The organism is Pseudomonas azerbaijanorientalis (assembly GCF_019139795.1).
Taxonomy (GTDB): Bacteria; Pseudomonadota; Gammaproteobacteria; order Pseudomonadales; family Pseudomonadaceae; genus Aquipseudomonas; species Aquipseudomonas laurylsulfatiphila.
Map to the genome: position 1 here is coordinate 1,532,135 of NZ_CP077078.1, position 18,628 is coordinate 1,550,762.

19 protein-coding genes are annotated in these 18,628 nt (G+C 61.2%); 11 read left to right on the forward strand and 8 right to left on the reverse strand.

The window, feature by feature from the left end:
- Positions 1-153: 153 nt before the first annotated feature.
- From KSS91_RS06680 to KSS91_RS06695, 4 genes are all read right to left on the reverse strand, one after another.
- On the reverse strand, positions 154-360 hold the full coding sequence (locus tag KSS91_RS06680; RefSeq protein WP_007918601.1) for an SEC-C metal-binding domain-containing protein: 207 nt from the start codon (positions 358-360) through the stop codon (positions 154-156).
- Positions 357-851 (reverse strand): LEA/WHy family protein, encoded by a 495-nt coding sequence (locus KSS91_RS06685; protein WP_217837398.1) that lies wholly within the window; start codon positions 849-851, stop codon positions 357-359. The genes KSS91_RS06680 and KSS91_RS06685 overlap by 4 nt, the downstream gene beginning before the upstream one ends.
- Before the next feature lie 75 nt (positions 852-926).
- Entirely contained in the window at positions 927-1,415 is a 489-nt protein-coding gene (locus tag KSS91_RS06690) for a YchJ family protein (protein WP_217837399.1), read from the reverse strand.
- 4 nt (positions 1,416-1,419) lie between these two features.
- Positions 1,420-1,917 carry a DUF6231 family protein gene (locus KSS91_RS06695; protein WP_007971634.1) on the reverse strand — a complete coding sequence of 166 codons (498 nt, stop codon included), beginning with the start codon at positions 1,915-1,917 and terminating at the stop codon, positions 1,420-1,422.
- A 189-nt stretch (positions 1,918-2,106) separates the two neighbouring features.
- On the opposite strand from KSS91_RS06695, the gene KSS91_RS06700 reads away from it, so the two are divergent.
- The 4 genes from KSS91_RS06700 to KSS91_RS06715 all read left to right on the forward strand — a co-directional run bounded on the left by KSS91_RS06700 (position 2,107) and on the right by KSS91_RS06715 (position 4,773).
- Positions 2,107-2,796 carry a PA1041 family peptidoglycan-binding anchor lipoprotein gene (locus KSS91_RS06700; protein WP_095965078.1) on the forward strand — a complete coding sequence of 230 codons (690 nt, stop codon included), beginning with the start codon at positions 2,107-2,109 and terminating at the stop codon, positions 2,794-2,796.
- A gap of 91 nt (positions 2,797-2,887) precedes the next feature.
- Positions 2,888-3,595, forward strand: coding sequence for a PA1041 family peptidoglycan-binding anchor lipoprotein (locus tag KSS91_RS06705; protein ID WP_217837400.1), 708 nt, complete (start codon positions 2,888-2,890; stop codon positions 3,593-3,595).
- A 148-nt stretch (positions 3,596-3,743) separates the two neighbouring features.
- Positions 3,744-4,022 (forward strand): DUF1145 domain-containing protein, encoded by a 279-nt coding sequence (locus KSS91_RS06710; RefSeq protein ID WP_015093819.1) that lies wholly within the window; start codon positions 3,744-3,746, stop codon positions 4,020-4,022.
- Positions 4,015-4,773 carry a collagen-like protein gene (locus KSS91_RS06715; protein ID WP_217837401.1) on the forward strand — a complete coding sequence of 253 codons (759 nt, stop codon included), beginning with the start codon at positions 4,015-4,017 and terminating at the stop codon, positions 4,771-4,773. Before KSS91_RS06710 ends, KSS91_RS06715 begins: the two co-directional genes overlap by 8 nt.
- A gap of 198 nt (positions 4,774-4,971) precedes the next feature.
- Here the strand turns inward: KSS91_RS06715 and KSS91_RS06720 are convergent, their stop codons facing one another.
- Entirely contained in the window at positions 4,972-5,436 is a 465-nt protein-coding gene (locus KSS91_RS06720; protein ID WP_217837402.1) for a CopD family protein, read from the reverse strand.
- Between the two features lie 99 nt (positions 5,437-5,535).
- On the opposite strand from KSS91_RS06720, the gene dinG reads away from it, so the two are divergent.
- From dinG to pdxH, 5 genes are all read left to right on the forward strand, one after another.
- Complete coding sequence (dinG, locus tag KSS91_RS06725; RefSeq protein ID WP_008016067.1) at positions 5,536-7,680, forward strand: ATP-dependent DNA helicase DinG; 2,145 nt, start codon at positions 5,536-5,538, stop codon at positions 7,678-7,680.
- 95 nt (positions 7,681-7,775) lie between these two features.
- Positions 7,776-10,268 carry a beta-galactosidase gene (locus KSS91_RS06730; protein ID WP_217837403.1) on the forward strand — a complete coding sequence of 831 codons (2,493 nt, stop codon included), beginning with the start codon at positions 7,776-7,778 and terminating at the stop codon, positions 10,266-10,268.
- A gap of 150 nt (positions 10,269-10,418) precedes the next feature.
- Entirely contained in the window at positions 10,419-11,564 is a 1,146-nt protein-coding gene (locus KSS91_RS06735; RefSeq protein WP_015093823.1) for a serine hydrolase domain-containing protein, read from the forward strand.
- A 113-nt stretch (positions 11,565-11,677) separates the two neighbouring features.
- Positions 11,678-12,691, forward strand: coding sequence for an OmpA family protein (locus KSS91_RS06740; RefSeq protein WP_217837404.1), 1,014 nt, complete (start codon positions 11,678-11,680; stop codon positions 12,689-12,691).
- Between the two features lie 24 nt (positions 12,692-12,715).
- On the forward strand, positions 12,716-13,363 hold the full coding sequence (pdxH, locus tag KSS91_RS06745) for a pyridoxamine 5'-phosphate oxidase (RefSeq protein WP_217837405.1): 648 nt from the start codon (positions 12,716-12,718) through the stop codon (positions 13,361-13,363).
- Positions 13,364-13,368: 5 nt separating this feature from the next.
- Here pdxH and KSS91_RS06750 read toward each other — a convergent pair whose 3' ends face one another.
- The gene (locus KSS91_RS06750; protein WP_217837406.1) at positions 13,369-13,605 is read right to left on the reverse strand and encodes a hypothetical protein; all 237 of its coding nucleotides are present in this window, start codon (positions 13,603-13,605) and stop codon (positions 13,369-13,371) included.
- A gap of 164 nt (positions 13,606-13,769) precedes the next feature.
- On the opposite strand from KSS91_RS06750, the gene KSS91_RS06755 reads away from it, so the two are divergent.
- On the forward strand, positions 13,770-14,234 hold the full coding sequence (locus KSS91_RS06755) for an outer membrane lipoprotein (RefSeq protein ID WP_007971612.1): 465 nt from the start codon (positions 13,770-13,772) through the stop codon (positions 14,232-14,234).
- 66 nt (positions 14,235-14,300) lie between these two features.
- On the opposite strand, the gene nhaA is transcribed toward KSS91_RS06755, so the two are convergent.
- Positions 14,301-15,488 carry a Na+/H+ antiporter NhaA gene (nhaA, locus tag KSS91_RS06760; protein WP_217837407.1) on the reverse strand — a complete coding sequence of 396 codons (1,188 nt, stop codon included), beginning with the start codon at positions 15,486-15,488 and terminating at the stop codon, positions 14,301-14,303.
- Between the two features lie 247 nt (positions 15,489-15,735).
- Between nhaA and KSS91_RS06765 the strand changes: the two genes are divergently transcribed.
- Positions 15,736-16,833, forward strand: coding sequence for a PLP-dependent cysteine synthase family protein (locus KSS91_RS06765; protein WP_172435695.1), 1,098 nt, complete (start codon positions 15,736-15,738; stop codon positions 16,831-16,833).
- Between the two features lie 117 nt (positions 16,834-16,950).
- Here KSS91_RS06765 and KSS91_RS06770 read toward each other — a convergent pair whose 3' ends face one another.
- Positions 16,951-18,564 carry an NAD(P)/FAD-dependent oxidoreductase gene (locus tag KSS91_RS06770; protein WP_217837408.1) on the reverse strand — a complete coding sequence of 538 codons (1,614 nt, stop codon included), beginning with the start codon at positions 18,562-18,564 and terminating at the stop codon, positions 16,951-16,953.
- Between the last annotated feature and the right edge of the window lie 64 nt (positions 18,565-18,628).

Consider the following 18,628-nt stretch of genomic DNA (forward strand, 5'->3'; position numbering starts at 1 on the left):
GCTTGCTCGCGAAGAGGGCCTCAGCTTCAACATCGTTTTTGCCTGACACACCGCTTTCGCGAGCAAGCCCGCTCCCACAAGGGAACTGCATTCACAGCACAGGTCTGCTCGCGAAGACGATTCAACAGGCGAAGCAAGTCTTCGCCCGAAGTATCAAGCGCCGTGGCACTTCTTGAATTTCTTGCCGTTGCCGCATGGGCACGGATCGTTGCGGCCGACGTCTTTCAGGGCATTGCGCACCGGTTCCTGGTGGGCGTGGCCGCAGTTCGGACCGTGGACATGGCCGTGGTCGTGATCATGGTGGTCATGATCGTGATCGTGGTTGCAGTCAGGGCCGTGGACATGGGGTTGCTGGGTCATCGGTGTTGCTCCGGAATTAAATCGGTGGCGATTATCACGCCATTGCGCGCCAGGTGCACGTAGTGGGCGATGAATATACCGGTTTCCAGTTCACCTTCCAGACGATAGGGAATGGGTTGGTCGGATTTTTTCAGCAGTTTGGCCAGATCCCGGACCTTGGACCACAGGTTGGTGCGGATCGGTACCTTGAAGTAGGCACTGTGCCTGGGGCTGATGGTGAACCAGTGTTCGTACTCGCCGTCGGCCAGCAGTATGTCAGCCAGGTGAACGCGGTACTCCAGACTGCGCACTGTCAGGTCACTGTCGTTGGGGTTGTCGATGCGAAAATGCAGGAGGAGTTTCTGTTCCAGCAGTTTGGCGCTGACCACTTCGACCTTCACCAGATGGACCTCGGGGTCCGGCAAGTCGTCGTCGAACCACGACGCACAGCCGCCAAGTCCCAATGTCAGGAACAGGGTAAGCAGACAGCGTGCGCAGCGGCGGATGATCATCGTGGAGTTTCTCCCTTGAGTCCCAGTCTAGACCCAAAGGATCGCAGCCTTCGACAGCTGCTGCGTGGTGGGCAGTCATTCCATGGACTGGCTGCTGAAGTAACCCGCACAACATTTCTTGAACTTCTGTCCACTGGCACAGGGGCAGGGGTCATTGCGCCCGAGTTTGAGTGGCACGGTCGGGTCGATGAAATACCAGCGCCCGGTGTTCTGAACGAACGATGAGCGCTCTCGATGGCTGTGCTCGCCACTGCTGTCGTGCCACCGCGCGGTGAAGGTCACGAAAGCGTGTTCAGGCTGGCCACCCAGCACTTCGGAGCTTTCCACCTCAAGGCCCAGCCACGTACTTTGCGCACTCCAGTCACTGATCGATTGACGGTCCAGACCGGCCTGTTGGGCGGGCAGGGTGGTGGCCACCAGATAGTCGACCAACCCCAGCACGTAGGCGCTGTAGCGCGAGCGCATCAAGGCTTCGGCACATGGCGCCGAGTGTCCGGCATGGTAGTGACCGCAGCAGGCATCAAGCAGGGTGCCGCTGCCGCAAGGGCAAATGGATGTACTCATTGCTTTACCACCAGTATTTCCCGAAGTTTTCCGGATTGGCCCAGAAGCGCGAATTGAGCCAGTCGGGGACTTGTTTGTATTCAAGCAGATCGTAGGTAAACAGGGTCAAGACCTGTTCGTCCCGTTGAAAGCGCTCGCTGGCTTGCAGGGCCAGGGAGAAAAAGTCGGTTTCCTGCCAGCCACAGGCCGGCAGATCCGCCAGCACGGCGATGCGGCTGGCGTTGAGGTTGCGGATGCCGCCCAACAGGTTCAGGCCGTCGCGCTTGGGCAAATGCTCCAGGCAATCGACCACCAGGGCCAGGTCGAATCGGCGGGCCGCCAACTCGTCGGGCAATGGGCCTGGGGCCGCGAAAGCAACGCAACTGTCCGGGTGCGCGAGTTTGAATGCTTCCAGTGCCGGGAATTCGCTGGCGCCGATCAACAACAGGCGCGCGGGGGCATATCGGTCAAGTAAAGCGGCCAGTGCCTGCTGCGGCGTGCGTGAAGAAATACCTGCAATCATCGAAGATCCTCAATCAGATCTGCCAAGACTAGCCTGCCCGGCCGTTCGGGCCTAGAGCGGCTTGGCGACAAATGCGCCAAGCTGCCGTTAATGCCTCAATAAACAGCATGGCCTATTGCTGGCGGAGATTAATACTCGGGTCTTTACTACCTGAATCGGTTCTAAGCCGATCCTTCAGGAGAAAACTAGATGAGCATAGTTCGGACAGCATTACCCTTGGTTCTGCTAACCAGTGTGTTGACTGGTTGCGCAGGTTTGCAGAAAACCGACTGGCCGACCTGTGCGGCGGTTGGTGGTGTCGTGGGTGCGGGCCTCGGTGCGACCGAAAGCTCGGCATGGGCAGGGTATGGTGCTCTGCTTGTCGGCGGTACGGCAGCGGCTTATTGCTGGGTGCACGGTGATGGCGACGAAGACGGCGACGGTGTGCCGGATAGTCGCGACAAGTGCCCGGGCACGCCTAAAGGCGTTCAGGTCGATGCCAACGGTTGCCCACCACCAGCGCCTGTGGTTGAAGAAGTGGTTGTGGTCAAGGAAGAAACCATCGTCATCCGCGATGTTCACTTCCAGTTTGATAAAGCCACGCTTACCTCGTCCGATAAACAGGTCCTCGATAAGATTGCCACTCGCCTGAAAGCCGAAGCCCCGACTGCTCAACTGACCGTAACCGGTCATACCGACAGCGTGGGCAGCGACGCCTACAACCAGAAACTGTCGGATAAACGCGCCCACTCGGTGGTTGAATACCTCATCGATCAAGGCGTACCTCGCAGCAACTTCGTGTCGGTGGTCGGTGCCGGTGAAAGCCAGCCGGTTGCGGACAACAAAACCGCTGACGGCCGTGCACAGAACCGTCGTACGGAAATCAAAATCCAGCGTTAACCGCCCCTCGCATCCGCGCCTTGTGCAGTCGCGGATGCGGGTCTTTACTCCTGTGTAACCGGTATGGGCCGGTGACACAGGAGCTTTCAATATGATCGTTCTCACAAGGACCGTCTTGCCGGTTCTGCTACTTGGCAGCCTCTTGACCGGCTGCGCGACCCACAGCGATGGCACTGCCCCCCTCAATCAACGAACCTGGCCAATCTGCAGCCTTATCGGCGGCTTGGTCGGTGGTGGTCTGGGCGCAATCGAGAGTGGTGCCTGGGCCGCGGGCGGGGCGGCGCTGGGTATCTTGTCCGGCGGCTTGATCTGCTATGCCCAGGATGGCGACGAAGACGGCGACGGCGTTTTCGACCGGCGCGACCGTTGCGCTGATACTCCCGCCAATACCCCGGCCGACCATCGCGGTTGCCCGGTGCCGCAGTACCCGGACCGCGTCCAGATCGAGCCTGCGCAAACCCAAGTCATTACGCTGAGCGATCTACTGTTTGTCTTCAATCAATCCGATCTGACCCCGACGGCCAAGAGTCAACTGGATGCGTTGATGAGCCAGTTCCTGGATGCCGATGTGGTCAGCATCAAAGTAGTTGGCCATACCGACAGCGTCGGTTCGGATGCCTATAACCAGGCCTTGTCGGAGCGACGCGCCAGCAGCGTGGCGGAATACTTGATCAGCCAGGGTGTGGCGCCGAACAAAGTCACCAGCGAAGGCAGGGGCGAAAGTCAGCCGATTGCCGACAATGAAACGGACGAAGGTCGTGCGAAAAACCGTCGAGTGGAACTGCATGTAAACCGCTGAGCCAAGAGATAGAGCCGTCGAGCGACAGTTGTTAGCGCTGCGACGGCCGTTCGGCGGCCTTCATGAAGAATTTTCCGTTGCCCTCTGGCTTATCCCGCGCGGAAGCCGTTACTGTGCGCCCAAACAATAATTCTCATCGGGGGAGCGTATGAAAGTCTTATGGGGGCTGGGGCGGTTATTGACCCTGCTGTTCTGGTTGGTGGTGCTGGTCAATCAGCTCACGCCATTTGTCTTTCCGCTGCACCTGTTGGTCAATCTGGCCGGGGGCCTGTTGGGGTTCATCCATCTTCTGGAAGCACTGTTGTGCTATCGCAGCCTGCGAGGTCGCGCCCATCCCTGGCTTGACCGCCTGAAGATCGTCATTTTCGGTGTATTCCACCTGCAAACCATTCCAGCCCCCGGCGCTTCGAAGGCTTCCCATGCGTAAACTCTGTCTGTTCGCTGCACTCATCAGTCCATTGGCCAGCGCACAGGTGGTGAGTGTCGAACCCAACTCGCTGATGCGCTTGCCCAACACCGCCAGCACCCTGCAACTGGAACGCCTGGAAGTGGCCGATTACGGCACCTTGCTGATTCCTTCGAACGTCACCGAAGTCACCGTGGGTGAGTTGCATCTGGGACGTGAAGCGCGCATCGCCATTGTGCCGGGAGAGCAGGCGCTGGCGCTGAAGGTCCGTCGCGCTGATTTGTCCGAAGGCAGCCAGATCACCGCGCGTGGCGCGCCCGGGACCTATCAGAAAGCCGCCCGCTCCGGGCGCAATCTTGATTTGCAGATCAAGACACTGAATGCACCGCAATTGTTGGTGGACGCACGAGGCGGCGCAGGCGCACCGGGATTTGTCGGCCTGGATGGCGCCAACGGTCAGGACCCTGGCTGCACCTGGGGCCAGGCCGGTCGCGGTGCCGATGGCAGTGATGGCAGCAATGGTCAACCAGGCGCGCCGGGTGCGTTGGTCAGGCTGGCAGTGCCCCACGACTTTCCGGCAGACCGGATCAAGGTGCAGGTGGCTGGCGGTGCCGGTGGCCTGGCCGGCCCGGGCGGCAAACCGGGGGCGGGCGGCAAGGCCAAGGGCTGCCTGGTCTACAAGGCCGATGGCGGCAAGAGCGGCAAACCTGGCGTCGACGGGCAGCCGGGGTCTGAAGGTGCAGCGGGTTCGGTGACTGTGCAGCGGTTATAAAGTTAACCAAGAACTACTGTGGCGAGGGGGCTTGCCTGTGGCGAGGGGGCTTGCCCCCGTTGGGCCGCGAAGCGGCCCCAATTCCGGCAATCGCAATACTGCTGAAGGTTAGCGGTGTCTGGTTTTACGACTGCTTCGCAGCCGAGCGGGGCGGTGCGGCGATCCGACAAGCCCCCTCGCCACAAAAGCGCTTTAGATTCAAAACATCGGTCGAGCCGCCGCAATCGCCACCACAGCCAACCCCACCAACAGATTGATCCCCACCAACCGGCGAATCCGCCCCAGTATCGCAGCACCCGCCGACCAATCCTGTTCGGCCACGGCGGTGCGCAGTTCCGGCAGCATCAGCGCCTGAATGCGGATAAACAGCGCGGTCATTACCACATACAGACCCATCATCACTTGCACATAGCGCGGTGCGGCTTCAAAGCCGTTGAAGTGCATATGCAGCATGCCCACTCCGCTGACCGGCAACAGCACCACCGCCACCCAGACCCAGCGGAAAAAACCTTGAAACACTTCTACCCACAACTTCAGCCGGGCAGGGCCTTCAAGTGCCTTGATCGCGGCGGGGCGCAGGACCATCCAGGCGAAAAACATGCCGCCGACCCAGAGCAGGGCAGCCAGTACATGCAGGCTATATATGAGGCTAAAAGGTGTCATTCGGGTACTCCGTTCTGCGCAGGATTCATTAGCGGGGTATGATAGCCGTCGATCCGAACCACTGAAAATTTATCCAGCGTTTTTTGCGCCCGACAATCCATGATCAGCACCGAACTCAAAACCACGATCCAGGGCGCCTACTCGCGTTTTCTCGAAGCCAAGAGCCTCAAGCCGCGCTACGGCCAACGCCTGATGATTGCCGAAGTCGCCAAGGTCCTGGGTGACATCGACACCGACGACGAAGGCCGGCGCAGTGGCGACCCCGCGATTGTCGCGGTGGAAGCCGGCACCGGTACTGGCAAGACCGTGGCCTACAGCCTGGCGGCGATTCCTACGGCCAAGGCCGCCGGCAAGCGCCTGGTGATCGCCACGGCCACCGTGGCCCTGCAGGAGCAGATCGTCTACAAGGACTTGCCCGACCTGATGCGCAACAGCGGGCTGAACTTCAGCTTCGCCCTGGCCAAGGGGCGCGGGCGCTACATGTGCCTGTCCAAACTCGACATGTTGCTCCAGGAAGGCCACGCGCAGACTGCCACTGCGCAACTGTTCGAAGAAGAGGGTTTCAAGATCGAGGTCGACGAGGCCAGCCAGAAGCTGTTCACCAGCATGATCGAGAAGCTCGCCGGCAATAAGTGGGACGGCGACCGCGACAGTTGGTCCACCGCCCTGGAAGACGCCGACTGGGCGCGCCTGACCACCGATCACAGCCAGTGCACCAACCGTCATTGCCCGAACTTCGGCCAGTGCGCTTTCTACAAGGCCCGCGAAGGCATGGGCAAGGTCGACGTGATCGTCACCAACCACGACATGGTCCTGGCCGACCTGGCCCTGGGCGGCGGCGCCGTACTGCCGGACCCGCGCGACACCATCTACGTGTTCGACGAAGGCCATCACCTGCCGGACAAGGCCATCGGCCACTTCGCCCATTACACGCGACTGCGCTCCACTGCCGACTGGCTGGAAACCACCGCCAAGAACCTCACCAAATTGCTGGCCCAACACCCGTTGCCGGGCGACCTGGGCAAGTTGATCGAGCAGGTGCCGGAGCTGGCGCGGGAGATCAAGACCCAGCAGCAGTTCATGTTCACCGCGTGCGAGCAGATTGCCGACTTCAAACCCGGCGAAGACGTTGAGGGCCGCGAGCGCCCGCGTCACCGATTCGTCGGCGGGGTGATTCCCGAGCACATGCGTGAAATGGGCATCGAACTGAAGAAAGGCTTCGCTCGGCTGACCGACTTGTTCACCCGCCTGACCGACCTGCTCAAGGAAGGCATGGACGGCGAGGTCAACATTGGCATCGCCAGCAACCAGGCTGAAGAGTGGTACCCGCTGTTCGGCAGCCTGCTGTCGCGCTCTTCCGGCAACTGGGAGCTGTGGACCGCCTTCACCGTCGAAGACCCGGAAGACAACCCGCCCATGGCTCGCTGGCTGACCCTGGCCGAAAGCGGTTCGCTGTTCGACATCGAGGTCAACGCAAGCCCCATCCTCGCGGCGGAAATGCTCCGGCGCAACCTGTGGAACGTGGCGTATGGCTGCCTGGTGACGTCGGCGACCTTGACCGCCCTCGGTACCTTCGACCGCTTCCGCATGCGCGCCGGGCTGCCGAAAAAAGCCGTGACGGCGGTGGTGCCGAGCCCCTTTCATCATGCCGACGCCGGTGTGCTGCGGGTGCCGAACCTGAACGCCGATCCCCGTGATGCAGCGGCACATACCGCCGCGATCATTCGTGATCTGCCGGAACTGGTCGAGGGCTCGCGGGGCACACTGGTGCTGTTTTCCTCGCGCAAACAGATGCAGGACGTGTTCGATGGCCTGGACCGCGACTGGCGCAAGCAAGTGTTCATTCAGGGCAACCTGTCGAAGCAGGAAACCCTGAACAAGCACAAGGCGCGGGTCGATGGCGGGGATTCCAGCGTGCTGTTCGGCCTGGCGAGCTTCGCCGAAGGGGTCGACTTGCCCGGTGCCTATTGCGAGCACGTGGTCATTGCCAAGATTCCATTCTCGGTACCCGATGATCCCGTCGAAGCGGCGCTGTCGGAATGGATCGAAGCACGGGGCGGCAATCCGTTCATGGAAATCTCCGTACCGGACGCCTCGCTGAAACTGGTCCAGGCCTGCGGTCGCTTGCTGCGCACCGAAGAGGACCGCGGCACCATCACCTTGCTCGACCGGCGCCTGGTGACCCAGCGCTATGGCAAAGCCATCCTCAACGCGTTGCCGCCGTTCCGTCGAGAAATTTCCTGAAGCACCGGTGGGCAGTTTTGCCCACCGCGTTGTCTATCTCTCTGCCACCGCTTTTTCACTGGCCCATTGAGGTCGTTAGGGAGAATTTCGTTCTCATGATTTGCCGTTCGTTGCCTGCCGTATTTGCCCTGTTGTTCGCAACACCGCTGTTGGCCGCCCCCGCCAGCCAGCAGACGCTGTTCAACTTTGTGCGCCCCGCCGACGTGGTCCAGGTGGCGACACAGGACGCCAGCCTGCCGCAATCCAACGCCGAGCAAACCCCTGAAGGCGAAGTGTTGCGCCGGGTGACCTTCAACCCGGTCGCCCGCCCGACGTTGCGCCTGACCCCGCAAACCGGTGCCTGGGACTGGTCGCAGTCAGGCGTCATGAGCCTGCGGATCCAGAGCGCGATGAACTGGGCCTTGACCCTGTACGTGACCATCCAGAGCAACGACGGCAAGACCCTGGTCAGTCGCGTCGATTTGCCAGCCGGGCCTGCGCAAACCCTGTTGGTGCCGCTGCAAGCGACATCACCGCTGAGCCAGGGCATGAAGGCCGGCCCGCCGATGCCGATGATCGTTGAGGGCCAGCGTGTGTTGCTGGCCAGCAGCGCCGGTGAGCTGGATCGCAGCCAGGTGGTGTCCGTGACGTTGTCGATGGACCAGCCCAAAGCCGCGCAAAGCATCCTGTTGGAGCGCTTTGGTGTGCAGGACGGCGAGTCGGTCAGCCAAGTCGTGTATGGCGGGTTGGTGGATGCGTATGGCCAGTCGACCCGGGCCAAATGGCCGGAAAAAGTCAGCAGCGACGAGCAGATGAAAAGCGCCGCCGCCAAGGAGCAGCAACAACTGAAAACCTGGCTCGCTGAACGTCAGAAGTCTTCGCTGGACAAATTTGGCGGATTGACCAAAGGCCCGTCGTTCAAGGCCAGCGGCTTTTTCCACACCGAGAAGCGCAACGGTCGCTGGTATCTGGTGACGCCTGAAGGCCATCCGTTCTATTCCCTTGGGGTCAATACCATGGCCCCGGATGTCAACCAGACCTATGTGGCCGGTCGCGAGTGGATGTTCGAGTCCCTGCCCAAAGCTGACGAGGCGCTGGCCAGCCACTACGGCGAAGGCGACAACCGTGGCGGCAATGGTGCCGATCAAGGGCGCGGCTACAATGCCGGGCGCTGGTACGACTTCTACGGTGCCAACCTGCAACGTCTGTATGGCGATCCTTGCGCTTTGGGCAGCGACACCAAAGCGGGAGTCGCCACAGCGGCCAAGGCGGATGCGGTTGAAGCGACAGCGATCAAGGCTGCGGAGCAACCCGTTGCTCCTGCAACCGCCGAATCTGGCGTCGCCGAAGCCGCCAAGACTGAAGCGACGGTAGTAACAGCGGCAGAGCCAGCATCGGTCGAACCGTGCAAAGCGTTGTTCGACGAGCAGCGCTGGGCCAGTCATACCCTTGATCGCCTGCAGGCCTGGGGCTTCAATACCATCGGCAACTGGAGCGCCCCGGTACTGGGCAACGCCGATCGCGTGCCATACACCTTGCCGCTGTCGATCGTCGGCGACTACGCCAGCATCAGCACCGGTACCGACTGGTGGGGCGGCATGCCCGATCCGTTCGACCCACGTTTTGCCATGGCCACCGAACGTGCAGTGGCGATTGCCGCCCGCGACCATCGTGATGATCCGTGGCTGATCGGTTACTACGCCGACAACGAACTGGCCTGGGCCGGTCCCGGGGATGATCCCAAAGCCCGTTATGCCCTGGCCTACGGCACCTTGAAAATGACCACCGATGTGCCGGCCAAACGTGCATTCCTCAAGCAACTGCGTGACAAGTACCGCAATCAGGCGGGCCTGTCGAAAGCCTGGGGCATTGATCTGCCCGCCTGGGAATTGATGGAGGATCCGGGATTCGTGCCACCGCTGCCGAGCGCCGAGCACCCGGAAATCGAAGCCGACTTCAAATACTTCCAGAAGGTCTTTGCCGACACTTACTTCAAGACCATTTCCGACTCACTCAAGTGGCACGCGCCAAACCAGCTGCTGCTCGGTGGCCGTTTCGCCATCAGCACGCCGGAAGCCGTGGAGTCCTGCGCCCAGTACTGCGACGTGCTGAGCTTCAACATGTACACCCTGCAACCCCAGGATGGTTACGACTTCGCCAAACTGCGCAGTCTCGACAAACCGGTGCTGATCACCGAGTTCAATTTCGGCTCGGCTGATCGTGGGCCGTTCTGGAGCGGTGTCACGCCGTTGGCGAAAGAGGAGGACCGTGGTGCGGCGTATGCCAACTTCCTCAAGCAGGCAATGAGCGAACCGTCGATTGTTGGCGTGCATTGGTTCCAGTATCTCGATCAACCGGTCACCGGGCGCCTGCTTGATGGTGAAAACGGTCACTTCGGGTTGGTGGGCATCACGGATCTGCCGTTTCAGGGCTTTGTCGACAGTGTGCGCAAGAGCAACCTGGCGACGGTCGAACAATTGGGCAAAGAGGCCGGGAAGGCTGCAGCTGACGCCGACAAAGCCAGCCACGACGCCGAGGGCGGTCGCAAGGCCGAGGCCGGCAAGGGGCCGGGGAAGGGCGCGGGTGGGCATTCCGGCCAAGGCCATTAAAAGCTGAAACCCTGTGGCGATCCGACAATCCCCCTCGCCACAAGGGATCGGTGGCGAAACAACCGTCCGGCCCAACCCTGTTCCCAAAACCCTCAAGGGCTGGAACAATGCCCGCCACTTTGTAGAGCGTTAATCCGGGGGGAGTTGCGGGTGCAGATTCAGGGTCATTACGAGCTTAAGTTCGAAGCGGTGCGAGAGGCTTTCGCAGCGCTGTTCGACGATCCCCAGGAGCGTGGCGCAGCATTGTGCATTCAGATTGGTGGCGAAACCGTCCTTGATCTGTGGGCCGGCACCGCCGACAAGGACGGGGCCGAGGCCTGGCACAGCGACACCATCGCCAACCTGTTCTCCTGCACCAAGACCTTTACCGCCGTCACTGCGCTGCAACTGGTGGCCGAAGGCAAGCTGCAACTGGATGCGCCGGTGGCGCGCTACTGGCCAGAATTTGCCGCTGCCGGCAAAGCGTCCGTCACCTTGCGTCAACTGCTCTGCCATCAAGCCGGCCTTCCGGCATTGCGCGAGCTGCTGGCCCCCGAAGCCCTCTACGACTGGCAAACCATGGTCGACGCCCTGGCCGCCGAAACGCCGTGGTGGACGCCGGGCGAAGGCCACGGGTATGCGGCGATCACTTATGGCTGGCTGATCGGCGAATTGCTGCGCCGTGCCGACGGTCGTGGGCCAGGGGAATCCATTGTCGCGCGGGTCGCCAAACCGTTGGGCCTGGACTTCCATGTGGGGCTGGCCGACGAAGAGTTCTATCGCGTGGCCCATATTGCGCGGGGCAAGGGCAATGTCGGCGATGCCGCCGCCCAGCGCCTGCTGCAAGTGACCATGCGTGAGCCAACGGCCATGACGACCCGGGCGTTCACCAACCCGCCGTCGATCATGACCAGCACCAACAAGCCCGAGTGGCGACGCATGCAGCAGCCGGCCGCCAATGGCCATGGCAATGCCCGTAGCCTGGCCGGTTTCTACGCTGGTCTGCTCGACGGCAGCCTGTTGGAAAGCGAAATGCTCGATGAGTTGACTCGTGAGCACAGCCTCGGCGAGGACAAGACTTTACTGACCCGGACCCGTTTTGGCCTGGGTTGCATGCTCGATCAACCGGACGTTGCCAATGCCACCTTCGGCCTTGGCCCGCGGGCGTTTGGTCATCCGGGTGCCGGCGGCTCCATCGGCTTTGCCGACCCGGAGCACGATGTAGCCTTCGGATTTGTGACAAATACCCTGGGCCCCTACGTCTTGATGGACCCGCGCGCGCAAAAGCTGGTGCGGGTCCTGGCCACCTGTCTGTAAAGGCGGCTATCGGTCACCAAGGCTGGAACCCTATAGCCTTTTCAGTTTCAAAACATCAGTTTGTGCGGGCCGACGTGGCCTGATTTTTTTGACTTCATTCTTGTGGATATCCAATGTCATCCAATAAAACCCTCGCCTTGGCCCTGTGCTTCGCCATTACCGGTTGCGCACAGACTCCACAGAAAGACGCGACGGCACCTGTCGCCAAGACTGAAAGCGGCAGCCACTGGTACTGGCCGTTCGGTTCTGACGAAAGCGCCGGCAAGCCTGTGGTCAAGCCGGAGGTAAAACCTGAAGTCAAACCCGTGGCGGTGGCCAAGGCCAAGGCCGAAACCGAGAATGGCAGCAAGTGGTGGTGGCCGTTCGGCGGTAACGAGCAGAGCGCCTCGAAGGTCGTGCCGATGCCCGACCCGAAAGTCACCCAGGCCTGGCTTGACGACTACGAACCGCGTCTGCGCGAGGCGGTCAAGGACAGCAACCTGCAACTCGAGCGCCGCGAAAACGTGCTGGTGGTGACGGCGCCGGTCGAGGGCTCGTTCAACCCTGACCGCCCGGCCATGCTGCTGCCGGTCACGCTCGGTCCGTTTACCCGCGTTGCCAAGATCCTTGAAGCCGATCCAAAGACCGCTGTCTTGATCCTCGGCCACAGCGATACGTCGGGCGCGGCGCCTGCCAACGTCAAGCTGAGCCAGGAGCGTGCCCAGTCCGTTGCGGCGATTTTCCGTCTCAGTGGTTTGCAGCGTGATCGCCTGATGCTGCGTGGCCTGGGCGGTGATGCGCCGCGTGCCGCCAACGACAGTGCGCAAGGCCGTGCGTTGAACCGCCGTGTGGAACTGCTGGTGACCCCGCAAAACACCATGGTCGCGCTGCTGAGCAAGTACAACATGCCGGCCCCAGCCCCTGTGAACATGGTTGCAGCCGCTGACGTCAAGCCGGTCGCCAAGCCTGTGACACCGGCCCCGGCGACTAAAAAGGCTGCTGTTCCAGCGACGAAAAAAGCCCCGGCGAAAAAAACGGCGGCCAAGAAAGCACCTGCGAAAACCGCAACGCCGGCGAAGAAAACCACGCCAGCCAAAGCCTCCACGGCTGACAAGAAAGTCGTCGCCACTGATACTGCAAAGCAGTGATCCGTTAACCAAAAGGAATGCGCCATGACCCAGGGCCTGGCTGATATGCGTCGTGACTACACCCGTGATGGCCTGACCGAGGTGCAAGCCCCGGCCGAGCCGTTTGCGTTGTTCCACCATTGGTTCGCCGACGCGGTGAAAACCGAACAGGCGCCGGTGGAGGCCAACGCCATGACCCTGGCCACCGTCGACCAGGACGGTCGACCGCACTGTCGCATTCTGTTGCTCAAGGGGCTGGACGAACTGGGTTTCACCTTCTTCACCAACTACGAAAGCGCCAAGGGCCAGCATCTGGCCGCGAATCCGTTCGCGGCCATGACGTTTTTCTGGCCGGCGCTGGAGCGTCAGGTGCGCATCGAAGGGCGGGTGGTGAAGGTGACGCCTGAGGAGTCCGATGCCTATTATCAGGTCCGTCCTCTGGGCAGTCGCCTGGGAGCCTGGGCATCGCCGCAAAGCCGCGTGATCGCCGATCGTGGCGAGCTCGAAGCGCTGCTCAAGGACACCGCGCAACGTTTCAGCGACACCCAGCCGCATTGCCCGGAACACTGGGGCGGTTATCGCCTGTTGCCGGAGCGCATCGAGTTCTGGCAGGGCCGCCCAAGCCGCCTGCACGACCGCCTCAATTACCGCCAGCAGGGCGCCGACTGGATTCTTGAACGCCTGGCACCCTGAGCAGTCTACCGATCGGGATAGCCTGCCGCAGCGGCCTCCAGCCACTTGGGCAGGTCTCGACGCTTGATCTTCTGCGCCTGGGCACTCGCCAACTGTTCGAGCATGAAGGCTTTTTTCTGCTCGTCCTTGCCCGCCAGCGCTAGCGCCAGGTCGCGGTCCATCCAGCGTTTGATCCGTACGTACAGCCACCAGTGGAAGTACAAACCGGCAACCGTCGTGACGACGATGATAAAGTAGTCCATGAAAATCCTTGGCCCGTGGGCGGCTTTCCGATTTTGCCGTTACTGTGTGAGTTCGTGGAGGCGCCTTAACGGAGCCTGAATCAAAGCAATTTTACCCGAGCGGTGCCGTGACAAGCGTCAAGCTGCGGAGTTTAATGAACATCTGTTTCTTTGGAGTTGATGCTATGCGTAAGTCTGTTCTGCTGGTTGCTTCCTTTTCCACGATGGCGATGTTGCTCACTGGTTGCCAATCGAGCCTGACCGGTGACTCCTACTCCCGTGACGAGGCGCGTCGCGTGCAGACCGTTCGCATGGGTACCATCGAAGCATTGCGTCCGGTGAAAATCGAAGGCACCAAAACCCCGATCGGCGGCGCTGCAGGCGCAGTGGTTGGCGGCGTTGGCGGCAGCGCCATCGGTGGCGGCAAAGGCAGTATCGTTGCTGCGGTCATCGGTGCAGTCGCTGGCGGCCTGATCGGTTCGGCCGCAGAAGAGGGTATGACCCGCACCCAGGGCGTGGAAATCACTGTGCGCGAAGACGATGGCAGCATGCGCGCCTACGTTCAGGAAGTTCAGCCGAACGAAGTGTTCCGTGTTGGCGAGCGTGTTCGCATCGCCAGTGTGAATGGCACCAGCCGCGTTTCGCACTAAGCGCAAACACCGGATAAACAAAAACCCGATCAGGTGACTGATCGGGTTTTTTGTTTTCGCGGTTTATCAGGAGGCCAGGCCAGAGCTCTTGCGACTCGCCATCGCGGTCACCCCATAACCGATCAGCGCGGCGAGAATCGAACCGGTCAGGATTCCCATGCGATCCATTCCGGCGAAATCGCTTACACCCGGTTCAAAGGCCAGTGAGCCGACAAACAGACTCATGGTGAAACCGATACCGCAGAGAATCGCTACGCCCAATATCTGGCCCCAATTGGCGCCTTGGGGCAGGGCGGCGATACCGGTTTTCACGGCCAGCCAGGTCAGGCCGAAGACACCGACAGCCTTGCCCAGCAACAGCCCGATGGCGATACCCATGGGAACGTGATGAGTGAAACTTTCGACGGTGACGCCGCTCAGGGAAAGGCCGGCGTTGGCGAAGGCGAACAGCGGCAGGATGCCGTAGGCGACCCACGGGTGCAGGGCGTGTTCCAGGGCCAGCAGTGGCGAAGGTTCGGCATTTTTTGTGCGCAGCGGAATGCAGAAAGCCAGGGTTACGCCGGCCAGCGTGGCGTGGACACCGCTCTTGAGCACGCAGACCCAGAGGATCAGGCCGATGATCATGTACGGCCCGAGCTTGACTACGCCAAGCCGGTTCATCCCGATCAGCGCCGCGATACAGGCTGCCGCCAGCGCCAGGGAGAGGGTCGACAGCGCACCGGAATAGAAGATCGCAATGATGATGATCGCGCCGAGGTCGTCGATGATCGCCAGGGTCATCAGGAACAGTTTCAGCGAAACCGGAACCCGTTTGCCAAGCAACGCCAGCACGCCAAGGGCGAAGGCAATGTCGGTCGCGGTCGGGATTGCCCAGCCGTTGAGGGCCGCTGGCGTGTCGCGGTTGAGGTACCAGTAGATCAGCGCCGGCACCACCATGCCGCCAATGGCCGCCGCACCAGGCAGGACGATTTGCGACGGTTTGGACAACTGGCCGTCGAGGACTTCGCGCTTCACTTCCAGGCCGATCAGCAGGAAGAACAGGGCCATCAGGCCGTCGTTGATCCATAGCAGCAACGGCTTGGCGATTTTCAGCGCGCCGACCTGGGCCACCACTGGAGTGTCCAGCAGGCCGTTGTACAGCCACGACAGCGGTGAGTTGTTGATGATCAGAGCCAGAACGGCAGCGGCGATCAGTAACAGACCGCTGGCAGCTTCCAACTGAAAGAAACGCGTGAAAGTGCTACGCAGAGGCAAGGTCGCTCTCCATCTGTGAATTCAAAAGGTGTTACACCCTAACAAGTACTGTTAGTTGTTAAAACAAAAGTTATATTCTTTTTTGTTATATCCCGTTACAGAGTGATCCGACGCCAGCGAGCTGAGCCTAGCAGTTGTCGGACGTATTGGATCGCAGCTGTACCTGTGCCGGATGCAGGATTTTTCCTAAGCTGGCTGGATGGGCCTTGTACAAAGGCCAACTCTTGCCCGATTCAACGAGAAAACCATCATGAGCGACAACCGACAGTGGTCCCGCGAGGCGATCCGGATCATCGAAGCTGATTACCAGCGCAGCGCCGACACCCACTTGATCCCCTTGCCGCTCCCGGGTTTTCCGGGCATCGAGTTGTATTTCAAGGATGAATCCAGCCACCCCACGGGCAGCCTCAAGCACCGCCTGGCCCGTTCGCTGTTCCTGTATGCGCTGTGTAACGGCTGGCTCAAACCCGGTGCGCCGGTCATTGAAGCTTCCAGCGGTTCCACGGCAATTTCCGAAGCGTACTTTGCGCGCATGCTGGGCTTGCCGTTCATTGCGGTGATGCCGGCGACTACCTCAAAGGAAAAGATCGCGCAGATCGCCTTCTACGGTGGCCAAAGTCATCTGGTCGACGACCCGACCCAGATCTACGCCGAGTCCGAGCGTCTGGCTCGTGAGCACGACGGGCACTTCATCGATCAGTTCACCTACGCCGAGCGCGCCACCGACTGGCGAGCGAACAACAATATTGCCGAGTCGATTTTTCAGCAGATGCGATTCGAGCAGCATCCCGAGCCGAGCTGGCTGATTTCCAGCCCCGGTACCGGAGGCACCACGGCCACACTGGGCCGATACGTGCGTTATCGCCAGCATTGCACTCGCGTGCTGTGTGCCGATGCCGAGCGTTCGGTGTTCTTCGATTACTACCAGACTGGCGATGCCAGCCTGCGACTGGACCACGGTTCGCGCATCGAGGGCATTGGCCGGCCGCGAGTGGAGGCGTCGTTTCTGCCCAAGGTGATCGACGCCATGGTCAAGGTGCCGGATGCCCTGTCACTGGCGGCCATGCATTACCTGGCGGAACGTCTGGGACGCCATGTGGGCGGGTCCAGCGGGACCAACCTGATCGGCGCCCTGATGGCCGCTCAGCACATGAAAGCGGCAGGGGAGACGGGGTCGATGGTAGCGATTCTGTGTGACAGCGGCGAACGCTACGCCACGACCTATTACGATCCGCAGTGGCTCAAGGCCCAGGGGTATGAGTTGAGTGGTTTGATGGCTGCGGTCGCGGCGACGGTGGAGCGGGGTGAGCCGCTGCCGGACTCGGTTCTGCGCGCCAATATCTGACACACAGAAGATCAAATGTGGGAGCGGGCTTGCTTGCCAAAGCGGTGGATCAGCCAACACATATGTTGGATGTGAAACCGCCTTCGCGAGCAAGCCCGCTCCCACATCAGGCTGGTATCAGGCGTCGAGACCGAGGATATCCCGGGCCACTGCTTCTGCAATCCGAATCCCGTCGACACCCGCCGACAGAATCCCGCCCGCATAACCGGCACCTTCACCGGCCGGGAACAAGCCTTTCACGTTCAGGCTCTGCATCGACTCATTGCGGGTAATACGCAGCGGCGAGGAGGTGCGGGTCTCGATGCCGGTCAACACCGCGTCGTGCAGCGAGTAGCCACGAATCTGCTTCTCGAACGCCGGCAAGGCTTCGCGAATCGCTTCGATGGCGAACGCCGGCAGTGCCAGCGCCAGATCACCCAGGGCAACGCCTGGCTTGTAGGACGGCTCGACACTGCCCAGTTCGGTGGACGGCTTGCCTGCGATGAAATCGCCGACCAGTTGCGCCGGGGCTTCGTAGTTGCTGCCACCCAGCACAAAGGCGTGGGATTCCAGGCGTTCCTGCAGTTCGATACCGGCCAGCGGGCCGCCCGGATAATCGACTTCCGGCGTGATGCCGACAACGATTCCGGAGTTGGCATTGCGCTCGTTACGCGAGTACTGGCTCATGCCATTGGTGACCACGCGGTTCGGCTCGGACGTCGCCGCCACCACGGTACCACCCGGGCACATGCAGAAGCTGTAGACCGAACGGCCGTTCTTGGCGTGGTGCACCAGTTTGTAGTCGGCGGCGCCGAGTTTCGGGTGCCCGGCGTACTTGCCCAACCGCGCGCGGTCGATCAGCGACTGTGGGTGCTCGATACGGAAACCCACCGAGAAAGGCTTGGCCTCCATGTACACGCCACGGCCGTGGAGCATGCGGAAGGTATCGCGGGCACTGTGGCCGAGGGCGAGGATCACATGTTTCGAATGGATCTGTTCGCCGCCATTGAGCTCGACGCCGACCAGTTGGCCGTCTTCGATCAGCACGTCGGTGACACGCTGCTGGAAGCGCACTTCACCACCCAGTGCACGAATCTGCTCACGCATGTTTTCCACCACGCCGGTCAGGCGGAACGTACCGATGTGCGGCTTGCTGACGTAGAGGATTTCTTCCGGTGCGCCGGCCTTGACGAACTCGTGCAGGACCTTGCGACCGAGGAACTTCGGATCCTTGATCTGGCTGTAGAGCTTGCCGTCGGAGAATGTCCCCGCGCCGCCTTCGCCGAATTGCACGTTGGATTCCGGGTTGAGCACGCTTTTGCGCCACAGGCCCCAGGTGTCCTTGGTGCGTTGGCGGACTTCGGTGCCGCGTTCGAGGATGATCGGCTTGAAGCCCATTTGCGCCAGCAGCAGCCCGGCGAAAATCCCGCACGGACCGAAGCCGACGACGATCGGACGTGCGCTCAGGTCGACCGGTGCCTGGCCAACCATTTTATAGCTGACATCCGGCGCCACGTTGACATTACGGTCATCGGCGAACTTGTGCAGCACCGCTGCCTCGTCGCGAACTTCAAGGTCGATGGTGTAGATGAAGCACAGCTCGGAGGACTTTTTACGCGCATCGTAGCTGCGCTTGAACAAGGTGAAGTCGAGCAGGTCATCGCTGGCAAGCCCCAGGCGCTGCACGATGGCAGGGCGCAGGTCTTCATCGGGATGGTCGATCGGCAACTTGAGTTCGGTGATTCGTAACATGGCGGGATCCGGTTCGCGGGGCGCACAACTGCGCCAGGGCGTTTGAAACCCGCGATTATAAGCC

Coding starts and splice junctions, on each gene's coding strand:
- KSS91_RS06680 (WP_007918601.1), bottom strand. CDS start 360: ATGACCCAGCAACCCCATGTCCACGGCCCTGACTGCAACCACGATCAC.
- KSS91_RS06685 (WP_217837398.1), bottom strand. CDS start 851: ATGATCATCCGCCGCTGCGCACGCTGTCTGCTTACCCTGTTCCTGACA.
- KSS91_RS06690 (WP_217837399.1), bottom strand. CDS start 1,415: ATGAGTACATCCATTTGCCCTTGCGGCAGCGGCACCCTGCTTGATGCC.
- KSS91_RS06695 (WP_007971634.1), bottom strand. CDS start 1,917: ATGATTGCAGGTATTTCTTCACGCACGCCGCAGCAGGCACTGGCCGCT.
- KSS91_RS06700 (WP_095965078.1), top strand. CDS start 2,107: ATGAGCATAGTTCGGACAGCATTACCCTTGGTTCTGCTAACCAGTGTG.
- KSS91_RS06705 (WP_217837400.1), top strand. CDS start 2,888: ATGATCGTTCTCACAAGGACCGTCTTGCCGGTTCTGCTACTTGGCAGC.
- KSS91_RS06710 (WP_015093819.1), top strand. CDS start 3,744: ATGAAAGTCTTATGGGGGCTGGGGCGGTTATTGACCCTGCTGTTCTGG.
- KSS91_RS06715 (WP_217837401.1), top strand. CDS start 4,015: ATGCGTAAACTCTGTCTGTTCGCTGCACTCATCAGTCCATTGGCCAGC.
- KSS91_RS06720 (WP_217837402.1), bottom strand. CDS start 5,436: ATGACACCTTTTAGCCTCATATATAGCCTGCATGTACTGGCTGCCCTG.
- dinG (WP_008016067.1), top strand. CDS start 5,536: ATGATCAGCACCGAACTCAAAACCACGATCCAGGGCGCCTACTCGCGT.
- KSS91_RS06730 (WP_217837403.1), top strand. CDS start 7,776: ATGATTTGCCGTTCGTTGCCTGCCGTATTTGCCCTGTTGTTCGCAACA.
- KSS91_RS06740 (WP_217837404.1), top strand. CDS start 11,678: ATGTCATCCAATAAAACCCTCGCCTTGGCCCTGTGCTTCGCCATTACC.
- pdxH (WP_217837405.1), top strand. CDS start 12,716: ATGACCCAGGGCCTGGCTGATATGCGTCGTGACTACACCCGTGATGGC.
- KSS91_RS06750 (WP_217837406.1), bottom strand. CDS start 13,605: ATGGACTACTTTATCATCGTCGTCACGACGGTTGCCGGTTTGTACTTC.
- KSS91_RS06755 (WP_007971612.1), top strand. CDS start 13,770: ATGCGTAAGTCTGTTCTGCTGGTTGCTTCCTTTTCCACGATGGCGATG.
- KSS91_RS06770 (WP_217837408.1), bottom strand. CDS start 18,564: ATGTTACGAATCACCGAACTCAAGTTGCCGATCGACCATCCCGATGAA.